Here is a 16,223-nt window from a genome sequence, read left to right as displayed (position 1 = left end):
GAGGAAAAGTATGAATGGAAAGATAATAAAAGGCATAGGGGGATTTTACTACATTAAGACCGAAGAAGGTTTGATAGAATGTAAGGCTAGAGGGAAGTTCAGACATAAAGATATAAAACCTATGGTGGGAGATAATGTTACAATTCAAATGGAACATGGAAAAGGAGTTATAGAAGAAATACACGAGAGAAAGTCTACATTAGTTAGACCAACAGTAGCAAATGTTTCCCTTGCGTTTATTGTTTTTGCTGTTAAAAATCCAGATATAAACTTTGACTTATTAAATAAGTTTTTAATTTTATGCGAGTATAATGATATTGAAGTTATAGTTTGCTTAAATAAAATTGATTTAGTATCTGAAGAAGAGCGTGAAGAGATTAAGAAGAGAATAAATGACATAGGTTACGAGGTTCTTTATATAAATGCCAAGGCTGGAGTTGGAATAGAGAGATTAGTAGAAAAGATTAAGGGAAATACAACAGTTTTCTGTGGACCGTCTGGAGCTGGAAAATCAACCTTAATTAATAAGCTGTCTAACAAAGAGCATATGGAAACAGGCAAAGTTAGTGAGAAAATTGGAAGAGGTAAGCATACCACAAGGCACAGCGAACTTATTGAAGTAGCAGATGGATATATTGTAGATACACCTGGATTCTCAACACTAGAAATTAAAGATTTAATGGATAAGAACTCCTTGAAATATTGTTTTCCTGAGTTTACAGAGTATAATGATAATTGTAAATTTAGGGGATGTCTACATTTTAAAGAGCCAAACTGCGCAGTAAAAGAAGCAGTGGAGAATGAAACAATTAATCGATATAGATATGATTTTTATATAAAAACTTTAGAGGAAATAATGGAGGAGGAAAAAAATAAATGGTAAAGATTGCACCATCGATATTATCGGCGGATTTTTCAAAATTAGGAGAAGATATAGAAAGGATAGATAATGGAGGAGCAGATTTTATTCATATAGATGTGATGGATGGATCTTTTGTTCCAAATATATCTTTCGGATTTCCAGTGATAAAATCAATAAGGAATAGAACAGATAAAATGTTTGATGTACACTTAATGATAAATAACCCAGGTAATTACATAGATGATTTTATAGAAGCAGGAGCTGATATAATTACAGTTCATTATGAAGCAGATAGACACATAGATAGAACAATTAACTATATTAAATCTAAAGGAAAGAAAGCAGCTATTTCATTAAATCCAGGAACGCCAACAAGTGTGTTAAAAGATTTAATACCGAACTTAGATATGGTTTTAATAATGTCTGTGAATCCAGGATTTGGAGGACAAAAATTTATACCATACTGCCTTGATAAAATTAAAGAAATAAAGGAATTAAGTAATAAGGTTAACCCATCACTTTTGATAGAGGTAGATGGAGGAGTAGATAAGACTAATGTAAGAGAGGTTATAGAAGCTGGTGCAAACGTAATTGTTGCTGGTTCTGCTGTATTTAATGGAGGAGAAATTAGTGATAATATAAGAGCCTTAAGGGGTGAATAAGTTGAATGTAGTAATCGTAAGTGGTGGGAATCCGCCCTCAGAAAAATTATTAAGAGAATATTTAAAGGATATTGATTTGATAATAGCAGCTGACAAGGGAAGTGAATGTCTTTATAATTATAAAATTGTACCAGATTTGCTTTTGGGAGATTTTGATTCGGCTAAAAAAGAAATTTTAGATAATATAAGATTGCAGGTTAAAGAGGTTTTAGAATTTCCCCCAGAGAAAGATTACACTGATACAGAAATAGCTGTAATTGAGGCTGTTAGGAGAGGTGCTACTAAAATATACTTATTTGGAGCGCTTGGGTCTAGAATGGATCATGCATTAGGGAATATAGGTCTTCTTTTAAATGCTAAAAAGAAGGGCGTAGCGATAGAAATAATTGATGATAATAACAGGATTTATCTTGGAGAAAATAATATGAGGTTACTTGGAAAGTGTGGAGAGAATATTTCTTTTCATGCATTAAGTGATAAGGTAGTTAACCTTAATATTAGTGGTGCTAAATATAGTTTGAATGGCTATACTATGAGTTTGTTAGATCCGAGAGCTATATGCAACGAGTTTGTTGATACTCCAATAGATATTAGTTATGAAGAGGGAGAATTGTTAATTCTACATTCTATTGACTAAATATAATATGATAAAAATTAATATTGGTACCGTTATTAAAGTTATTTTCTGAAAATGTTTAAAAATTGGAACATTTTAGTGTGTAACTGAATATTAATATAATAAGGCGAAATTAATTTTAAAATATTTGTTTTATTTTATTAATGATTGGGAGGACTATATAATGAAAATAATAGCTTTTAAATTACCAAAATTTTTATCTAATATAATAAAGTTTTTTAGAAAAAAATAGAGTACATAAGACATCTTCGGCTATTTTTGTGATGTCTAAATAGCTCTAAGTCATAATTAAAAAAATAATAAACCAAGATATAACGCATATTTTATGCAAATATAATGGTTTATTATTTTTTGTAGCTAAAAATAAAAAATGCAATTGGGATAACAATTGCATTCTTTATTATGAACTATATTGCTCTTTGAACCTTTCCAGATCTAAGGCATCTTGTACATACATGAACAGTTTTTGGTGTTCCGTTAACTAAAGCTTTTACTTTCTTTATGTTAGGAGCCCAAGTTCTCTTTGATTGACGATGTGAATGACTATAGCTTACTCCAGCTATAACACCTTTATCACAAATTTCGCATCTTCTTGCCATTAGAAAACACCTCCTTATATTCCAAAGATAATCATCTTCAATAGGACAGTGTAAATTATATCATAGGAAAATATAATAGGCAAGATAAATTATTAGTTATTAGTTAAAAAATATTAATTAAGAGTTTAAGAAAGAAAAACATATGTTTTTTTATTTAAGTTATTAATTGTACTTCGTATTTTTTTAATGTAAAATGTTCTTACTTGAATAAAATATTGTTCTAATATAGAATATAAGATGAGATATAAGATTTTAGGAGGAATATGGATGGTTGGATTTTCAAATGAAATTGGTGATATAAATTATTCAGAGGAAGTTCTAGCTAAGATTGTTGGATTATCTACAATGGAATGCTATGGAGTAGTGGGGATGGTTTCTAAAAATGCTAGTGAGGGTTTTTGGGAGCTTATAGGTATAGAAAACTTTAGTAAAGGTGTAAAGATACAATTAACAGGTGAAAATAAGTTACAAATAGAATTATTTGTTATGGTTGAATATGGAACAAAGATATCTGTTATATCAAATAATATAATTCAAAAAGTTCGATATAGTGTTGAAAACTATACCGGCCTTAAGGTATCGTCTATAACAGTAAATGTGCAAGCGGTAAGAGTTTAGGAGGTTAAACTGAATGGAATATACAAAAATCAATGGCCGTGATTTTTATAACATGGTTGTTAATGCCAGCAATAAATTGCTGGAACAATGTGACTTTGTGAATGCACTTAATGTCTTTCCAGTTCCTGATGGAGATACTGGTACTAATATGTCTATGACATTTAAAGCAGCGGTAAAAGAAATAGAAAATATGGAGACTGATTCCATAGGTGAAATGTCTAAAAAGCTGGCAAAGGGAGCATTGATGGGAGCTAGAGGGAATTCTGGTGTTATACTTTCTCAAATACTTAGAGGTATTTCTAAAGGCTTAGAGGGAAAGAAAGAAGTAGATGCTACAGAGTTTGCTATTGGTTTCTTTGAAGGATCTAAATCGGCATATAAAGCAGTAATGAGACCAACAGAGGGAACTATACTTTCAGTTATAAGGGCAGCTTCAGAGGCGGCAATATCATCTGATAAAAAAGATATAGTGGCATTTATGGAAGAAGTAACAGTAAAAGCAAAAGAAATGCTAGATAGAACTCCTGAGCTATTACCAGCATTAAAGAAAGCTAAAGTTGTTGATTCTGGTGGAATGGGGCTTTATATTATACTACTAGGTATGTTTGAAGCTTTAAAAAATGGAATAAAAGCAGAATTGAAAGATATAACAGTAGGTTCATCAAATAATACACTTGCTGAGGCTACAGAGGAAATAGATATTAAGTTTGGATATTGCACAGAGTTTATAATACTTGGAGATGCCAAAGGTGCAAAGGATTTCCAACGTGAAATAGAGAATCTTGGTGATTCAATGATTGTTGTTGGATATGATGATGTTATCAAAGTTCATATACATACAAATGATCCAGGATTAGTACTATCAAAAGCAGTAGCTTTAGGAGAATTATCAAAAATTAAAATTGATAATATGAGAGAAGAACACAGGGAACTTTTAATTAATGCAAAAGATAAAGAAGCAAATAGTATTGATAACGAATATGAGAATGTTGAAGAAGAAAAGAAATATGGGTTCATAACAGTTGCAATGGGCGATGGAATATCAAATATTTTCAAGGATTTAGGGATTGATTATGTTATTGAAGGTGGTCAAACAATGAATCCATCTACTCAAGATTTTTTAGATGCTATTGATAAAATAAACTCTAAGCATATTTTTATTATGCCGAACAATAAGAATATAATTATGGCTGCCAATCAAGCAGCGGAAATATCTGATAAAGATATATTGGTTGTACCTACTACAACTATTCCTCAAGGGATAGCATGTGCGACTATGTTTAATTGTGACTCTGAAGTTCAGGAGAATTTTAATAATTTAAAAAATACTATTCAAGAAGTTAAAACGGGCTCAGTTACTTATGCAGTTCGTGATACTGAAATTGATGGAATAGCTATTAAAGAAGGAAATATGTTAGGACTTGTTGAAGGCAAGATAAAAGAAGTAGGCGAAGATAAGAAAGATGTTGCTGGCAAAGTTCTGAATGATATGATAGATGATGAAAGTGAACTAATTACGGTATATTATGGTGAAGAAGTAAGTGATGAAGAAGCTAAAGTGTTTGAAGATGAATTAGGAGAAAAATATGAAGAGTTAGACATTCAGTTCTATAAAGGAAATCAACCTCTTTATTATTTCTTAATGTCAGTAGAGTAAATTAAGTAACAATACAATTTATAAATGCATGATGTAAAGGTATTGTGAAGCATCCGAAATATGAAAATACTTGTATTAAGGGGTTATTTACAGTTTACTTCTAAGCAACCGAAATGGAATATATGTGTTTGCTTCGGTTCTTAGAAGATTTTACTGGGTGATTCTAAGAACATAAGTTGCATCCAAAGTGCTTGCTTCAAAGACTACGCTTTTGAACAAGCACATTTGGAACAACTTATATTCTAAGAATCACGACCAGCAAAATCTCCTTATGAACACTGCGCAAAAACATATATTCCATTTCTTTGTTTAATAGTAAGCTTAAATAGCGATATAGTTATACAAGTATTTTTATATATCTTTGGTTACAATACTTTTAATGAATGGATATTCAAGACTTTTCATACAGTTTACATATTTATCATACAATACTCATATATTCTTTGGTATGTATATGTGAAATAATTAAAGTGATAGCAAAACAAAGAAATAGAATACATATATGTGGAGTCAGGCATTGAAAAATAAGCTGCTAGAATATCTTAATAGGAAGTTGTTCCACTTTTGCTTGTCCTGTGCTTGTCACAGGAACATGCAGAAGTGGTGCAACTTTCTATTTAGATATTCCCAGTGAAATTTTTCACAGTCCTGAGGAACATATATGTATTCTATTTCGGTTGTTCATTGCTTCACTTTAAGTGCTTCACAATACCTTTACATTGAGTATTGAAGTTGTTTTAAATGAGATTTTTATTTTGGAAGGAGGAAGATGAGTGGATATATATAGTAGTATTTCTGCATTAAAGGGGGTAGGCCCTAAGGCTACTGAGAAATTAAATAAATGTGGAATTTTTAACGTACTAGATATATTATTGTATTTTCCAAGAGATTATGAATTTGTAGATAGTAATGCAGAATTTGAAAATATAACAGGTGAAGATAAACAAATTTTAAAGTGTGAAGTTGTAAAGTTTAGGAGTGATATTAAGACTAGAACAGGAAAACTACTAACAACCATAGACTTTAATTATGGTGGATACAAAGTATCTGGAAAATGGTTTAATCAAAGATATATAAGGAACTCTTTTAAAATAGGTCAAGTATATAATTTGATGGGTAAATTCAAAAGAATAGGGAATACTTTAGAGATAGTAAATCCAGTGGTTACCTGTGAAGAAGCTCTGTCTAGTGAAATCATACCTAAATATCCTTTAAAAGGTGATTTGAGTAGTAAATTACTTGAAAAATTAGTAAATGAAATTTTATCAAATATGGATGTTAAAGAAAATCTACCACAAAAGATATTAGATAAATATTCTTTGATTTCATTAAATGATGCAATAAGAAGTATACATTTTCCTGATAATCGTGAAATGTTGGATAAAGCTGTAACCAGATTGAAATTTCAAGAATTATTTACATATTCATTAAAACTACTACTTTTAAAATATAAGATTAAGAAAAATAAGAATGGAATATTTTTTGAATGGGTAGATGAACTCACGGCGTTTAAAGAAAAATTGCCATTCCCGCTAACTAATGCTCAAACAAGAGTTATACGTGAAATCTTAAGAGATCAAAAATCGGATTTTTCTATGAATAGGTTGATTCAAGGGGATGTTGGAAGTGGTAAAACCATAATAGCATTAATAGCTATTTTTAATGTAATTAAAAATGGTTACCAGTGTGCATTTATGGCTCCAACAGAAATCCTTGCAAATCAGCACTTTGAAGAAGCTAAAAAAGTTTTTAATGAATTTGATATAGACGTAGAAATATTAACAGGTTCGACTTCTACGAAAGAAAAGCAAAGGATTAAGGAGAAGATTAGAACTCTAGAGCCTATGTTGGTAATAGGTACTCATGCACTTTTTCAAGATGATGTAGAATTTGGTAAGTTAGGCTTAATAGTTACTGATGAGCAGCATAGATTTGGTGTTGAGCAAAGAACTAAGCTTATAAATAAAGGTAAAAGGGCAGATTGCCTGGTTATGACAGCTACTCCAATTCCAAGAACTTTAGCTTTATATCTTTATTCGGATTTAGATGTATCTATAATTGATGAGTTGCCACCGGGAAGGAAAAAGATAGATACAAGATTTTATTTAGAGGATAAAAGAGATATAGCTTATGATCTGGCAGATGATGAAATAAAGAAGGGGAGACAAGTGTATATTGTTTGTCCTCTTATTGAAGAAGATGATAAGGAAGAATTAAAATCGGTAGAAACAGTATACAATAATCTTACAAATGGAATTTTTAGAAATTTAAAAGTTGAAATCCTTCATGGAAAAATGAAGGGGATAGAAAAAGATGATATAATTAAAAGGTTTAAAAATAACGAGGTTAATGTTTTAATTTCAACAACCGTAATTGAAGTGGGCGTAAATGTTCCAAATGCGTCTGTAATGATAATAGAAAATGCAGAAAGGTTTGGGCTTTCACAACTCCATCAATTAAGAGGAAGAGTGGGAAGGGGACAGTATTCATCTTATTGCATACTTATAGCTAAAGCTAAGAGTAATGTAACTAAAAAGAGAATGCAGATAATGACAGAATGTAGTGATGGGTTCTTAATATCAGAGAAAGATTTAGAACTTAGAGGTGCAGGTGAAATGTTTGGTAAAAAACAAAGTGGCGATGAAGGGTTTGTGTTAGCGAATCTTTATGATGACATAAAAATTTTGCGATGTGCAAAGCTAGAAGCAAGTAATATTTTACAGAATGAATATGATGCTAACAAAGAAATAGTAAATGAACTTAGTAAAAATCTCGAAAAGAGCAGTAAATATATTTGTTTTAATTAATTTGAAATATTATGCATAGATGTGTTAATATATTAAATATACACAAATGAAAAGAGCACGAAGTGCAATAAGGATCATTTCACATTTGAAAAAAGCACGCAGTGCAATTAAGATCATTTCACAGATGAAAAGAGCACGAAGTGCAACCAAGATCATTTCACAGATTAAAAAAGCACGCAGTGCAACTGAGTTCATTTCACATTTGAAAAAAGCACGAAGTGCAATTAGGATCATTTCACAAATGAAAAGAGCACGAAGTGCAACCAAGATCATGATATGCTTATTTTAGGAGGAGAAAATTTTGAGGATAATAGCAGGAAAAGCAAGAGGACATAAATTGATACCTCCAGCTACAATGGAAACAAGACCAACTTTAGATAGAGTTAAGGAAGCTATGTTTAGCACAATTCAATCATATATACCAGAGGCAGTTGTTGTAGATGTTTTTGCAGGGACAGGAAGTTTAGGATTGGAATCGGCTAGCAGAGGTGCAAGTGAAGTATATTTATTTGATAAAAGTTCTGTAACTTTTCCTTTGTTAAAGCAAAACGTAGAAAATCTTAAATTCCAAGATTTTTGTTTTCCAATGAATATTGATGCCTATACAGGGCTTAAAAATTTAGCAAGTAAGGGGAAAAAGTTTGACATAATGTTTATTGATCCACCTTACTGCAAAGAAATGATTCCAGAAGCTATGAAAATTATTAGTGAAAATGAAATGTTAAAGAATGATGGAATAATAGTTACTAAGATCGATACGATTGAGGAAATTTATGAAGGGTATTTAGATATAAAGTTAACAAAGAGTAAGAAGTATGGAAATACAACAGTTTGCTATTATAAGTACGAGGAGAAATAATAATGAGAATTGCGGTATACCCTGGTAGTTTTGATCCAATAACAAATGGACATCTCGATATTATTAGAAGAGGTGCAAAGGTTTTTGATAAAGTTATTGTTGCGGTGTTAGTTAACGTTGATAAACAATATCTTTTTAGAAGTGATGAAAGAGTTGAATTAATTAAAAAGGTTACAAAGGATATACAAAATGTTGAGGTAAGAAGTTTTGATGGACTTTTGGTGAACTTCCTAAAAGAATGTGATTCGAATGTAATTTTAAAAGGATTAAGAACGACTCTCGATTTTGAATATGAGTTACAAATGGCATTTATGAATAACGAGCTGGATGAAAATATTGAAACTGTCTGCATGATGTCGGCTGCTAAAAATTTACATATAAGTTCTTCGTGTGTTAAGCAAGTGGCAAAGTTTGGCGGAAATATAGAGGGGCTTGTTCCAAATGAAATTGTCTCAGATATAATATCTAGAATAAATATCTAAGGAGTGTTTTTATGGAAAAAATGGATGTAAATATTATAGAATTATTAGAGTATTTACAAGATTTAGTGGAGAATTCGCCCAAAGTACCAATGAGTGGGAAAATTATGGTTGATAAAAGAGAACTCGTTGAGGTTATTGATCAAATTATAAATTATATGCCGGATCAATTTAAGAAGGCAGAATGGGTTATGAACGAGAGAGAACGAATATTAAATGAGGCTAAAAAGGAATATGATTCTGTAAGAAAAGAAACTATGAATATGATGCGACAAAATGTTGAAAATCATGATATAGTAAAAGAGGCTAAAATAAGAGCTCAAGAAATAATAGCCACAGCACAGAGAGATGCTAAGGCTATAAGATTAGGTTCTAGAGATTATTCAGATGAAATACTAACTCAACTAGATGAGGAACTAGAAGAACATAAAATTAAATTAATAAAAAATCTTCAAGAAAGCTTTGAACTAGTTGCAAAGGAAATAGATAAAAATCTTACTGGAACATGCGATGTTATAAAAGATAACATCAAAGAATTACGAAGTATGAAAAAATAATTTCAATAACTTATTAGCGATAAATAAGAGTAAAGTTATTACACTTATTATTAATGCTGGATAGAAATATGCATATGCATCTAAAGAATAATTTATTTTCAAATTAGAAGTATATATGCTTGCAGGTAGTATCATTATCAATATATAAGTTACAATAAAACTTAAAATTCCTTGGATGAATTTTAAAATTATGTATTTACTGTAGCGAATTTTAGTATCACTTATAAAAGAACTAACTTGAGCAATTACAGCTAATCCTGAGAAAGAACATAAGAAGCTAATTATACTTAATTTTAGTGGAAGAGAAAGGGACGATTTTGAAATTATATTACAGCCATTTGTCATCTCAATGCTTCCTAAAAATATAGAATATAATGTTCCAGAGGATAAATTTAATACTTTTTCCAATTGGCTAAAAATGATGTTAACATAATTATTGTTTCTGATGAGAGATATTACAACTGAAAAAATTATTATAAACCCACCAACAGATAATGTGGTATTTATTCCATTTTGAACTGCATCTTTTATTGCAGAACCAAAATTAATATTGTTAGATTTAGGACAAGGCTGAGAACTTACTTTTATTTGAGTTCTCTTTTTTTTCGTTATATAACCTATAAATATAAGTGGTAAATAGCTGCCAGCCAATAAAATGTAGCCTAAGGAAGTACTGCCGAGTAAGGTGCCTGCCACAGAGCCAATTAAAAAAAGTGGACCAACATTGGACGCTATATTCAAAAGTCTCTCATACTCACTTCTATCAATATATCCTAGAGAATATAAATCAACACAATACTTTGCACCTAAAGGATAGCCACATAAGATACTAGCTACAATAGGAAAAGAACAATTTTTTGAGAGTCCTAGTGGTTTACAAATTAAAGGACCTAGAAATTTAGAGTAAAGATTTATTCCATCATAATAGATTAATAAATTGCAAATTACCACAAATGGGAAAGTTGTTGGTAGTATTGATTTATACCAAAGCTTACTCCCATCTATAGTAGCTGCAATGCATTCATTTATATTTACAACAAAAATAACAATAAATATAGAAATTAATACACTTATAACAACATTCTTTTTTATATTAAGTTGTTTTATTAATGCGATGATTAAACAAATTATTAATAACCACAAAAAAATAATATACATCATGAAATCACTCCAATCAATAATATTTATATTCTCATGGTTATGTAAAATATTACTATATTATAATGGGACTTTTTAAGTAATCGTCCATAGGATTCACTTTAGAATTTAAAAGTGAGTAGGCTTTAGTTCCTAAAATATCAATTTTCATGTGATCACTTAAATTATTTCTAGGAACCTTTGTTATTATTTCAATGTTATTTTTATTCTTTATATCTTTTAACATGCTTCTTCCCACAGAATTAAAGGCAAGCACTCTTGCGTAAGGAGCAGGCGATTTAGATAAGTTAAGCAAATTAAAATTCTCAAGATTTAAGAAGCTTTGTAGGAGAATTCTACTAATTCTAGTATAAGTGTATCTCTTGCTTTTTGAATTTAATATCAACTCATCTAAGGAGTTAGAAGATATAACTTCTTTTAATATTTTATTCTCTAATCCTTCTGAAACGTCAGGTAAATTTACTAGTGCTCTGTTGTCTGTTAGTAACTTATACTTAATATATTTAAATATATCTTCTCCAAATACAAAGTTATAATCTGAAGATATCAAGCTATGCAAAATATCATAACTAGCTTTAGGAAGAACACTAATTAATTCGTTTAATGACTTTTCTTTAAGGTGCTTTCTAATGGAAGTAGCTGAAGAAAAGGTTGTGCTTAAATTTTCATCGTTATAAGATGATCCTTCTCTTCTAAGAGTCTTGGGTATAATTGAGCTTCTTAAGGTTATTAATGCTTTTATATATTCAATTCCTAAGATATTATTTGAATTAGATAATACATCTGATAAATTATGAGAATTGAGATAAAGATTAAGTGCATTTGCTCGGCTTAGATGAAAAGGTAGTCCTAAATCTAAGTTGTTCTTTAGAAGAGCTTTATATTCTAAAGGTTCAGATACTAGAGTTTTAGCAATATCATCTAAAATATTTATATTTCCTGTCTCACTTCCAAAATATAGACAGTCTACTATGCCTAGAGAGTTGAGGAGAGATACACTTCCAAAGGCAAAGTGTTCAGCAGAGGAAATAGAATAAACTAGAGGGAGTTCTAAAACTAAATCAACTCCATTTCTAACAGCCATTTCTGCCCGCTTCCATTTATCTATAATAGCTGGAATTCCCCTTTGCATAAAGTTGCCACTCATCACGCAAACTATGCCATCTGCATTTGTATCTGATTTTGCTTTTTGAAGATGATACTCATGCCCTTTATGAAATGGATTATATTCTGTAATTATTCCTGTAATTATATAAATCATCCCCTTGTTTTATAAAAATTCAATTCTTATATACAACAGACGTATATCAATAAATCTGTGTAAAATATAATAAGTTTTGGTAACTAATCTAAGGATAGTATAACATATCAAAAATAGGGTATTATTATCTATTAGTTGAAAAATATTCAAAATATATTTATGATTACCATAATTAAGATAATAAATAATTTATTGTTAAAAAAAATACTTTGCTGATTTTACTGAACTTAGCAAGCGTTTTAAAAAGAATCAGAAAATTAAGAAAAAAACGAAATTTTGATTAATTATATTATATCCAAAAAAGTGAATTGATATAGTGAGCAAATAGGTTTAATTAGATATTTTCTATAGTTTTAACTAGGAAATATTGATTTTAATATTATAATGTGTGGCCGATAAATTGTTTATTCTAAAAGATTTAAAGATATATAATGATATTCAATTAGTATTTCAAAAGTATCGTTATAGAAATTTTATATAATTTTTAATTGTTAAAAAATATACTTTTAGCATATGAGTATTTTACGATATTATTGTCAGACAATTTGGATTATTTCAAATCTAAAGACTTCTATTTTATGGCGAAATTGTGTTGAAAAAAGGACTAATAAAGGAGTATAGTAGTATTAGAGATAGGATATAGAGAGGAGATAAATAAATGGACCTTATGAAAAAAATATGGACTGCAGCACAAGCGGATAAAAAGAAAATTGTTCTTCCGGAAGGAAATGAAGAACGAAATATTGCGGCAGCAGAAAAAATACACAATTTAGGATTAGCATATCCAATTTTAATAGGTAACAAAGATGAAATATATAATAAGGCAAAAGAATTAGATGTAAATTTATCAGGAGTTCAAATAATAGATCCAGATGAATCAGAAAATCTAAATAAGTACATTTCGGCTTTTTATGAATTAAGAAAAACAAAAGGCGTGACAATGGAAAAGGCAGATAAAATAGTTAGAGATCCTCTATATTTTGGTACGATGATGGTTAAGCTAGATGACGCAGATGGAATGGTATCAGGAGCTGTGCACACAACTGGAGATTTGTTAAGACCAGGATTGCAGATAATAAAAACAGCACCAGGAGTATCTGTTGTTTCGAGTTTCTTTATAATGCAAGTTCCAGGATCGACATACGGGGAAGAAGGAACACTTATATTCTCTGACTGTGCAGTTAATCCAAACCCAAATGAAGATGAATTAGCAGCAATTGCAATTGCAACAGCAGAAACAGCAAAGAAGCTATGTAATATGGAGCCTAGAGTTGCTATGTTATCCTTTTCTACAATGGGAAGCGCAGACAATGAATTGGTTGATAAGGTAAGAAATGCTACTCAAAAAGCAAAAGAAATGAGACCGGATTTATATATAGATGGAGAGCTTCAATTAGATGCTGCTATAGTAAAAAAAGTAGCAGATCAAAAGGCACCAGATAGTACAGTTGCTGGAAGAGCTAATGTTCTAGTATTCCCAGACTTACAAGCAGGAAATATTGGGTATAAATTAGTTCAAAGATTTGCAAATGCAGAAGCAATCGGTCCTGTTTGCCAAGGATTTGCAAAGCCAATCAACGATTTATCAAGAGGATGCAGTTCTGATGACATTGTAAATGTTGTTGCGCTTACAGCAGTGCAAGCTCAAACAAATAATAAATAATTAAATGTCATAGAGAATTTTGAAGTTTTGAAAAATTAATGAACATTAAGTTCAAAAAATTGGAAATGTTGAAGGAGAAGAGATTATGAAAGTATTAGTTATAAATTGCGGAAGTTCATCGCTAAAGTACCAACTTATCGATATGAGTAATGAGGAGTCTTTAGCTCAAGGTCTTGTTGAAAGAATTGGAATAAGTGGATCAATATTAACTCAAAAAGTTGAAGGAAAAGATAAATATGTGGTTGAAACACCGCTTAAGGATCATCAAGATGCAATTGAGCTTGTATTAAAAAGCTTAGTTGATGAAAAACATGGAATTATAAAATCAATGGATGAAATATCAGCAGTTGGACATAGAGTTGTTCATGGTGGAGAAAAATACGCAACTTCAGTGGTAATTGATGAAGAAGTAATCAAAGCACTTGAAGAATTTTCAAAATTAGCACCACTTCATAACCCACCAAATATAATTGGAATAAATGCATGTAAGGCTCTTATGCCAAAAACTCCTATGGTGGCTGTATTTGATACTGCATTCCATCAAACTATGCCTGAAAAAGCATTCATGTATCCACTTCCATATGAACTTTATAGAGAAGATCATATAAGAAGATATGGGTTCCACGGAACATCTCATATGTATGTATCAGGTGAAGTTGCAAAATTTGTGAATAAAAATGTAAAAGATATAAAGACTATAACTTGTCATATAGGTAATGGTGTAAGTATTACAGCGGTTAATGGTGGAGAATCTGTAGATACTACAATGGGATTCACTCCTTTAGATGGTGTTATAATGGGATCAAGATCAGGAAGCATTGATCCAGCAATAGTTACTTACCTAGTTAAGGAAAAAGGATACTCAATAGATGAAGTTGATAGTTTGTTGAATAAAAAATCAGGAGTTTTAGGGGTATCAGGTATAGGAACAGACTTTAGAGATATTAGAAGTGCTGTTGAAAATGATAATAATCCTAGAGCATTACTAGCTATGGATATATTTGGATATCAAGTTAAAAAACAAATAGGTGCTTATGCAGCGGTAATGGGCGGTGTAGATACAATTGTGTTTACTGCTGGAATTGGTGAGCATGCTCCAGAAATAAGAGAAAGAGCTTTAACTAATATGGAGTTCTTAGGGATAGAAATAGATTTAGAGAAAAATAGCAGTCATAATATTGGAGATGGTATGGAAATTTCTAAAGAGTCTTCAAAAGTAAAAGTATTTGTAATACCAACAAATGAAGAATTAATGATTGCTAAGGAAACTTTAGATTTAGTTAAATAATTAATTGAATTATTATTTTAGCAGTATTTTTTGCGTCATATTATGAGCGGCATGTTTAGATAAATTTCATTATTAAAAACATGCTCATATGTATGGCGCAAAATGAATTTTGTCTCAATTTATTCTTTATTCATTATCTAAAAAGTAATTTAATATAAATACCTTGACTTTTTTTCACTCAATTTATATAATTAGTTGTGTTTGTTTTATAAATATATGTGCTAAGGAGTGAAAAGGGAGAGTAATGTACAATTTACAATAAATTTGTTATGTTATAATCCTGGAGTTTTATGAAAGTACAAATTTCTGATATTGTTTCAGGCAAAGATAGAGGCAAGAAAATTGATTACACATTTGAGATACCTGCATTTGACTTTGAAGGAGATACTATTAAATCTTTAGGTTTCTGCGAAGTTGTTGGGGCTATTTCATCTGATAGTGATATATTAGTATTAAATGCTAAAATTAAAGCTGATTTAGAAATGATATGTTCAAGATGCTTAGATACCTTTATCTATCCAATAGATATTGATATAGAAGAAAGGTTTACAACAAATAGAAACAGTGAAAATGATGAGGCTATTGTTGTAATGGATGATGTTTTAAACATCACGGAAATAGTTGAAACGAGTATAATTTCAACTTTACCTATCAAAAGAGTTTGCAAGAACGACTGTAAAGGGCTGTGTCAGGAATGTGGATGTAATTTAAATTATGATTCATGTTCATGTCAGAAAGAAGATGTAGATATACGTTTTGAAGCCTTAAGAGGTTTGTTTGATAATAAGGAGGTGTAAGGAATGGGTTGTCCAGCAAGAAAATCAGGAAAATCAAAAGTAAGAGCAAGAAGATCTCAAACTTTTAAAGCTAGTTTACCTGGCATAGTTGAATGTCCACAATGCCACGAAATGAAACTTGCTCATAGAGTATGTAAAGTCTGTGGTTTTTATAAAGGTAAGGAAGTTGTAGCTTCTGCAAAATAAAAAGAAAGTCTTTAGGACTTTCTTTTATTTATATGTAAAAGAATATTTTTATAATATAAAATATGACGAATAAAATAATATATTTATATAGAAACTAGTTTTTTGTAATTAATATATACTATTAAAATTATGC

16 protein-coding genes are annotated in these 16,223 nt (G+C 30.3%); 13 read left to right on the top strand and 3 right to left on the bottom strand.

The window, feature by feature from the left end; translation table 11 throughout:
• Positions 1–10: 10 nt before the first annotated feature.
• Genes rsgA through CLCHR_RS03660 form a run of 3 tightly spaced genes read left to right on the top strand, consistent with a single transcriptional unit; the run spans position 11 to position 2,161 of the window.
• The gene (gene rsgA, locus CLCHR_RS03670) at positions 11–883 is read left to right on the top strand and encodes a ribosome small subunit-dependent GTPase A (RefSeq protein ID WP_079438332.1); all 873 of its coding nucleotides are present in this window, start codon (positions 11–13) and stop codon (positions 881–883) included.
• Positions 877–1,524: a ribulose-phosphate 3-epimerase gene (gene rpe, locus CLCHR_RS03665; protein ID WP_079438331.1), complete on the top strand. Its 648-nt coding sequence runs from the start codon at positions 877–879 to the stop codon at positions 1,522–1,524. Before rsgA ends, rpe begins: the two co-directional genes overlap by 7 nt.
• A 1-nt stretch (position 1,525) precedes the next feature.
• Complete coding sequence (locus CLCHR_RS03660) at positions 1,526–2,161, top strand: thiamine diphosphokinase (protein WP_079438330.1); 636 nt, start codon at positions 1,526–1,528, stop codon at positions 2,159–2,161.
• A 407-nt stretch (positions 2,162–2,568) separates the two neighbouring features.
• Here the strand turns inward: CLCHR_RS03660 and rpmB are convergent, their stop codons facing one another.
• Complete coding sequence (gene rpmB / locus CLCHR_RS03655) at positions 2,569–2,760, bottom strand: 50S ribosomal protein L28 (protein ID WP_079438329.1); 192 nt, start codon at positions 2,758–2,760, stop codon at positions 2,569–2,571.
• A 267-nt stretch (positions 2,761–3,027) separates the two neighbouring features.
• Between rpmB and CLCHR_RS03650 the strand changes: the two genes are divergently transcribed.
• From CLCHR_RS03650 to CLCHR_RS03625, 6 genes are all read left to right on the top strand, one after another.
• Positions 3,028–3,378, top strand: coding sequence for an Asp23/Gls24 family envelope stress response protein (locus CLCHR_RS03650; RefSeq protein ID WP_079438328.1), 351 nt, complete (start codon positions 3,028–3,030; stop codon positions 3,376–3,378).
• A gap of 13 nt (positions 3,379–3,391) precedes the next feature.
• Complete coding sequence (locus CLCHR_RS03645) at positions 3,392–5,035, top strand: DAK2 domain-containing protein (protein ID WP_079438327.1); 1,644 nt, start codon at positions 3,392–3,394, stop codon at positions 5,033–5,035.
• Between the two features lie 773 nt (positions 5,036–5,808).
• A complete protein-coding gene (gene recG / locus CLCHR_RS03640; protein ID WP_079438326.1) occupies positions 5,809–7,842 on the top strand; it encodes an ATP-dependent DNA helicase RecG in 2,034 nt (677 codons plus the stop codon).
• A gap of 301 nt (positions 7,843–8,143) precedes the next feature.
• A complete protein-coding gene (rsmD, locus tag CLCHR_RS03635; protein WP_079438325.1) occupies positions 8,144–8,701 on the top strand; it encodes a 16S rRNA (guanine(966)-N(2))-methyltransferase RsmD in 558 nt (185 codons plus the stop codon).
• 2 nt (positions 8,702–8,703) lie between these two features.
• Positions 8,704–9,183, top strand: coding sequence for a pantetheine-phosphate adenylyltransferase (gene coaD, locus CLCHR_RS03630; protein WP_079438324.1), 480 nt, complete (start codon positions 8,704–8,706; stop codon positions 9,181–9,183).
• Between the two features lie 11 nt (positions 9,184–9,194).
• Positions 9,195–9,737, top strand: coding sequence for an ATPase (locus tag CLCHR_RS03625; protein WP_079438323.1), 543 nt, complete (start codon positions 9,195–9,197; stop codon positions 9,735–9,737).
• Here the strand turns inward: CLCHR_RS03625 and ylbJ are convergent.
• Both ylbJ and CLCHR_RS03615 read right to left on the bottom strand, forming a co-directional pair.
• The gene (gene ylbJ / locus CLCHR_RS03620) at positions 9,717–10,898 is read right to left on the bottom strand and encodes a sporulation integral membrane protein YlbJ (RefSeq protein WP_079438322.1); all 1,182 of its coding nucleotides are present in this window, start codon (positions 10,896–10,898) and stop codon (positions 9,717–9,719) included. The two genes, CLCHR_RS03625 and ylbJ, sit on opposite strands and share 21 nt — an antisense overlap.
• Before the next feature lie 52 nt (positions 10,899–10,950).
• On the bottom strand, positions 10,951–12,156 hold the full coding sequence (locus CLCHR_RS03615; RefSeq protein WP_079438321.1) for a nucleotidyltransferase: 1,206 nt from the start codon (positions 12,154–12,156) through the stop codon (positions 10,951–10,953).
• Between the two features lie 658 nt (positions 12,157–12,814).
• Here CLCHR_RS03615 and pta point away from each other — a divergent pair.
• The 4 genes from pta (at position 12,815) to rpmF (ending at position 16,090) form a co-directional block, all read left to right on the top strand.
• Complete coding sequence (gene pta, locus CLCHR_RS03610; protein ID WP_079438320.1) at positions 12,815–13,819, top strand: phosphate acetyltransferase; 1,005 nt, start codon at positions 12,815–12,817, stop codon at positions 13,817–13,819.
• A gap of 85 nt (positions 13,820–13,904) precedes the next feature.
• Positions 13,905–15,107 (top strand): acetate kinase, encoded by a 1,203-nt coding sequence (locus tag CLCHR_RS03605; protein ID WP_079438319.1) that lies wholly within the window; start codon positions 13,905–13,907, stop codon positions 15,105–15,107.
• Positions 15,108–15,397: 290 nt separating this feature from the next.
• Positions 15,398–15,904: a YceD family protein gene (locus CLCHR_RS03600; protein WP_079438318.1), complete on the top strand. Its 507-nt coding sequence runs from the start codon at positions 15,398–15,400 to the stop codon at positions 15,902–15,904.
• A 3-nt stretch (positions 15,905–15,907) separates the two neighbouring features.
• The gene (gene rpmF, locus CLCHR_RS03595; RefSeq protein WP_079438317.1) at positions 15,908–16,090 is read left to right on the top strand and encodes a 50S ribosomal protein L32; all 183 of its coding nucleotides are present in this window, start codon (positions 15,908–15,910) and stop codon (positions 16,088–16,090) included.
• The last annotated feature ends 133 nt before the right edge of the window (positions 16,091–16,223 follow it).

The organism is Clostridium chromiireducens, assembly GCF_002029255.1.
GTDB lineage: Bacteria > Bacillota > Clostridia > Clostridiales > Clostridiaceae > Clostridium > Clostridium chromiireducens.
This window is presented reverse-complemented; position numbering and strand designations above follow the sequence as displayed.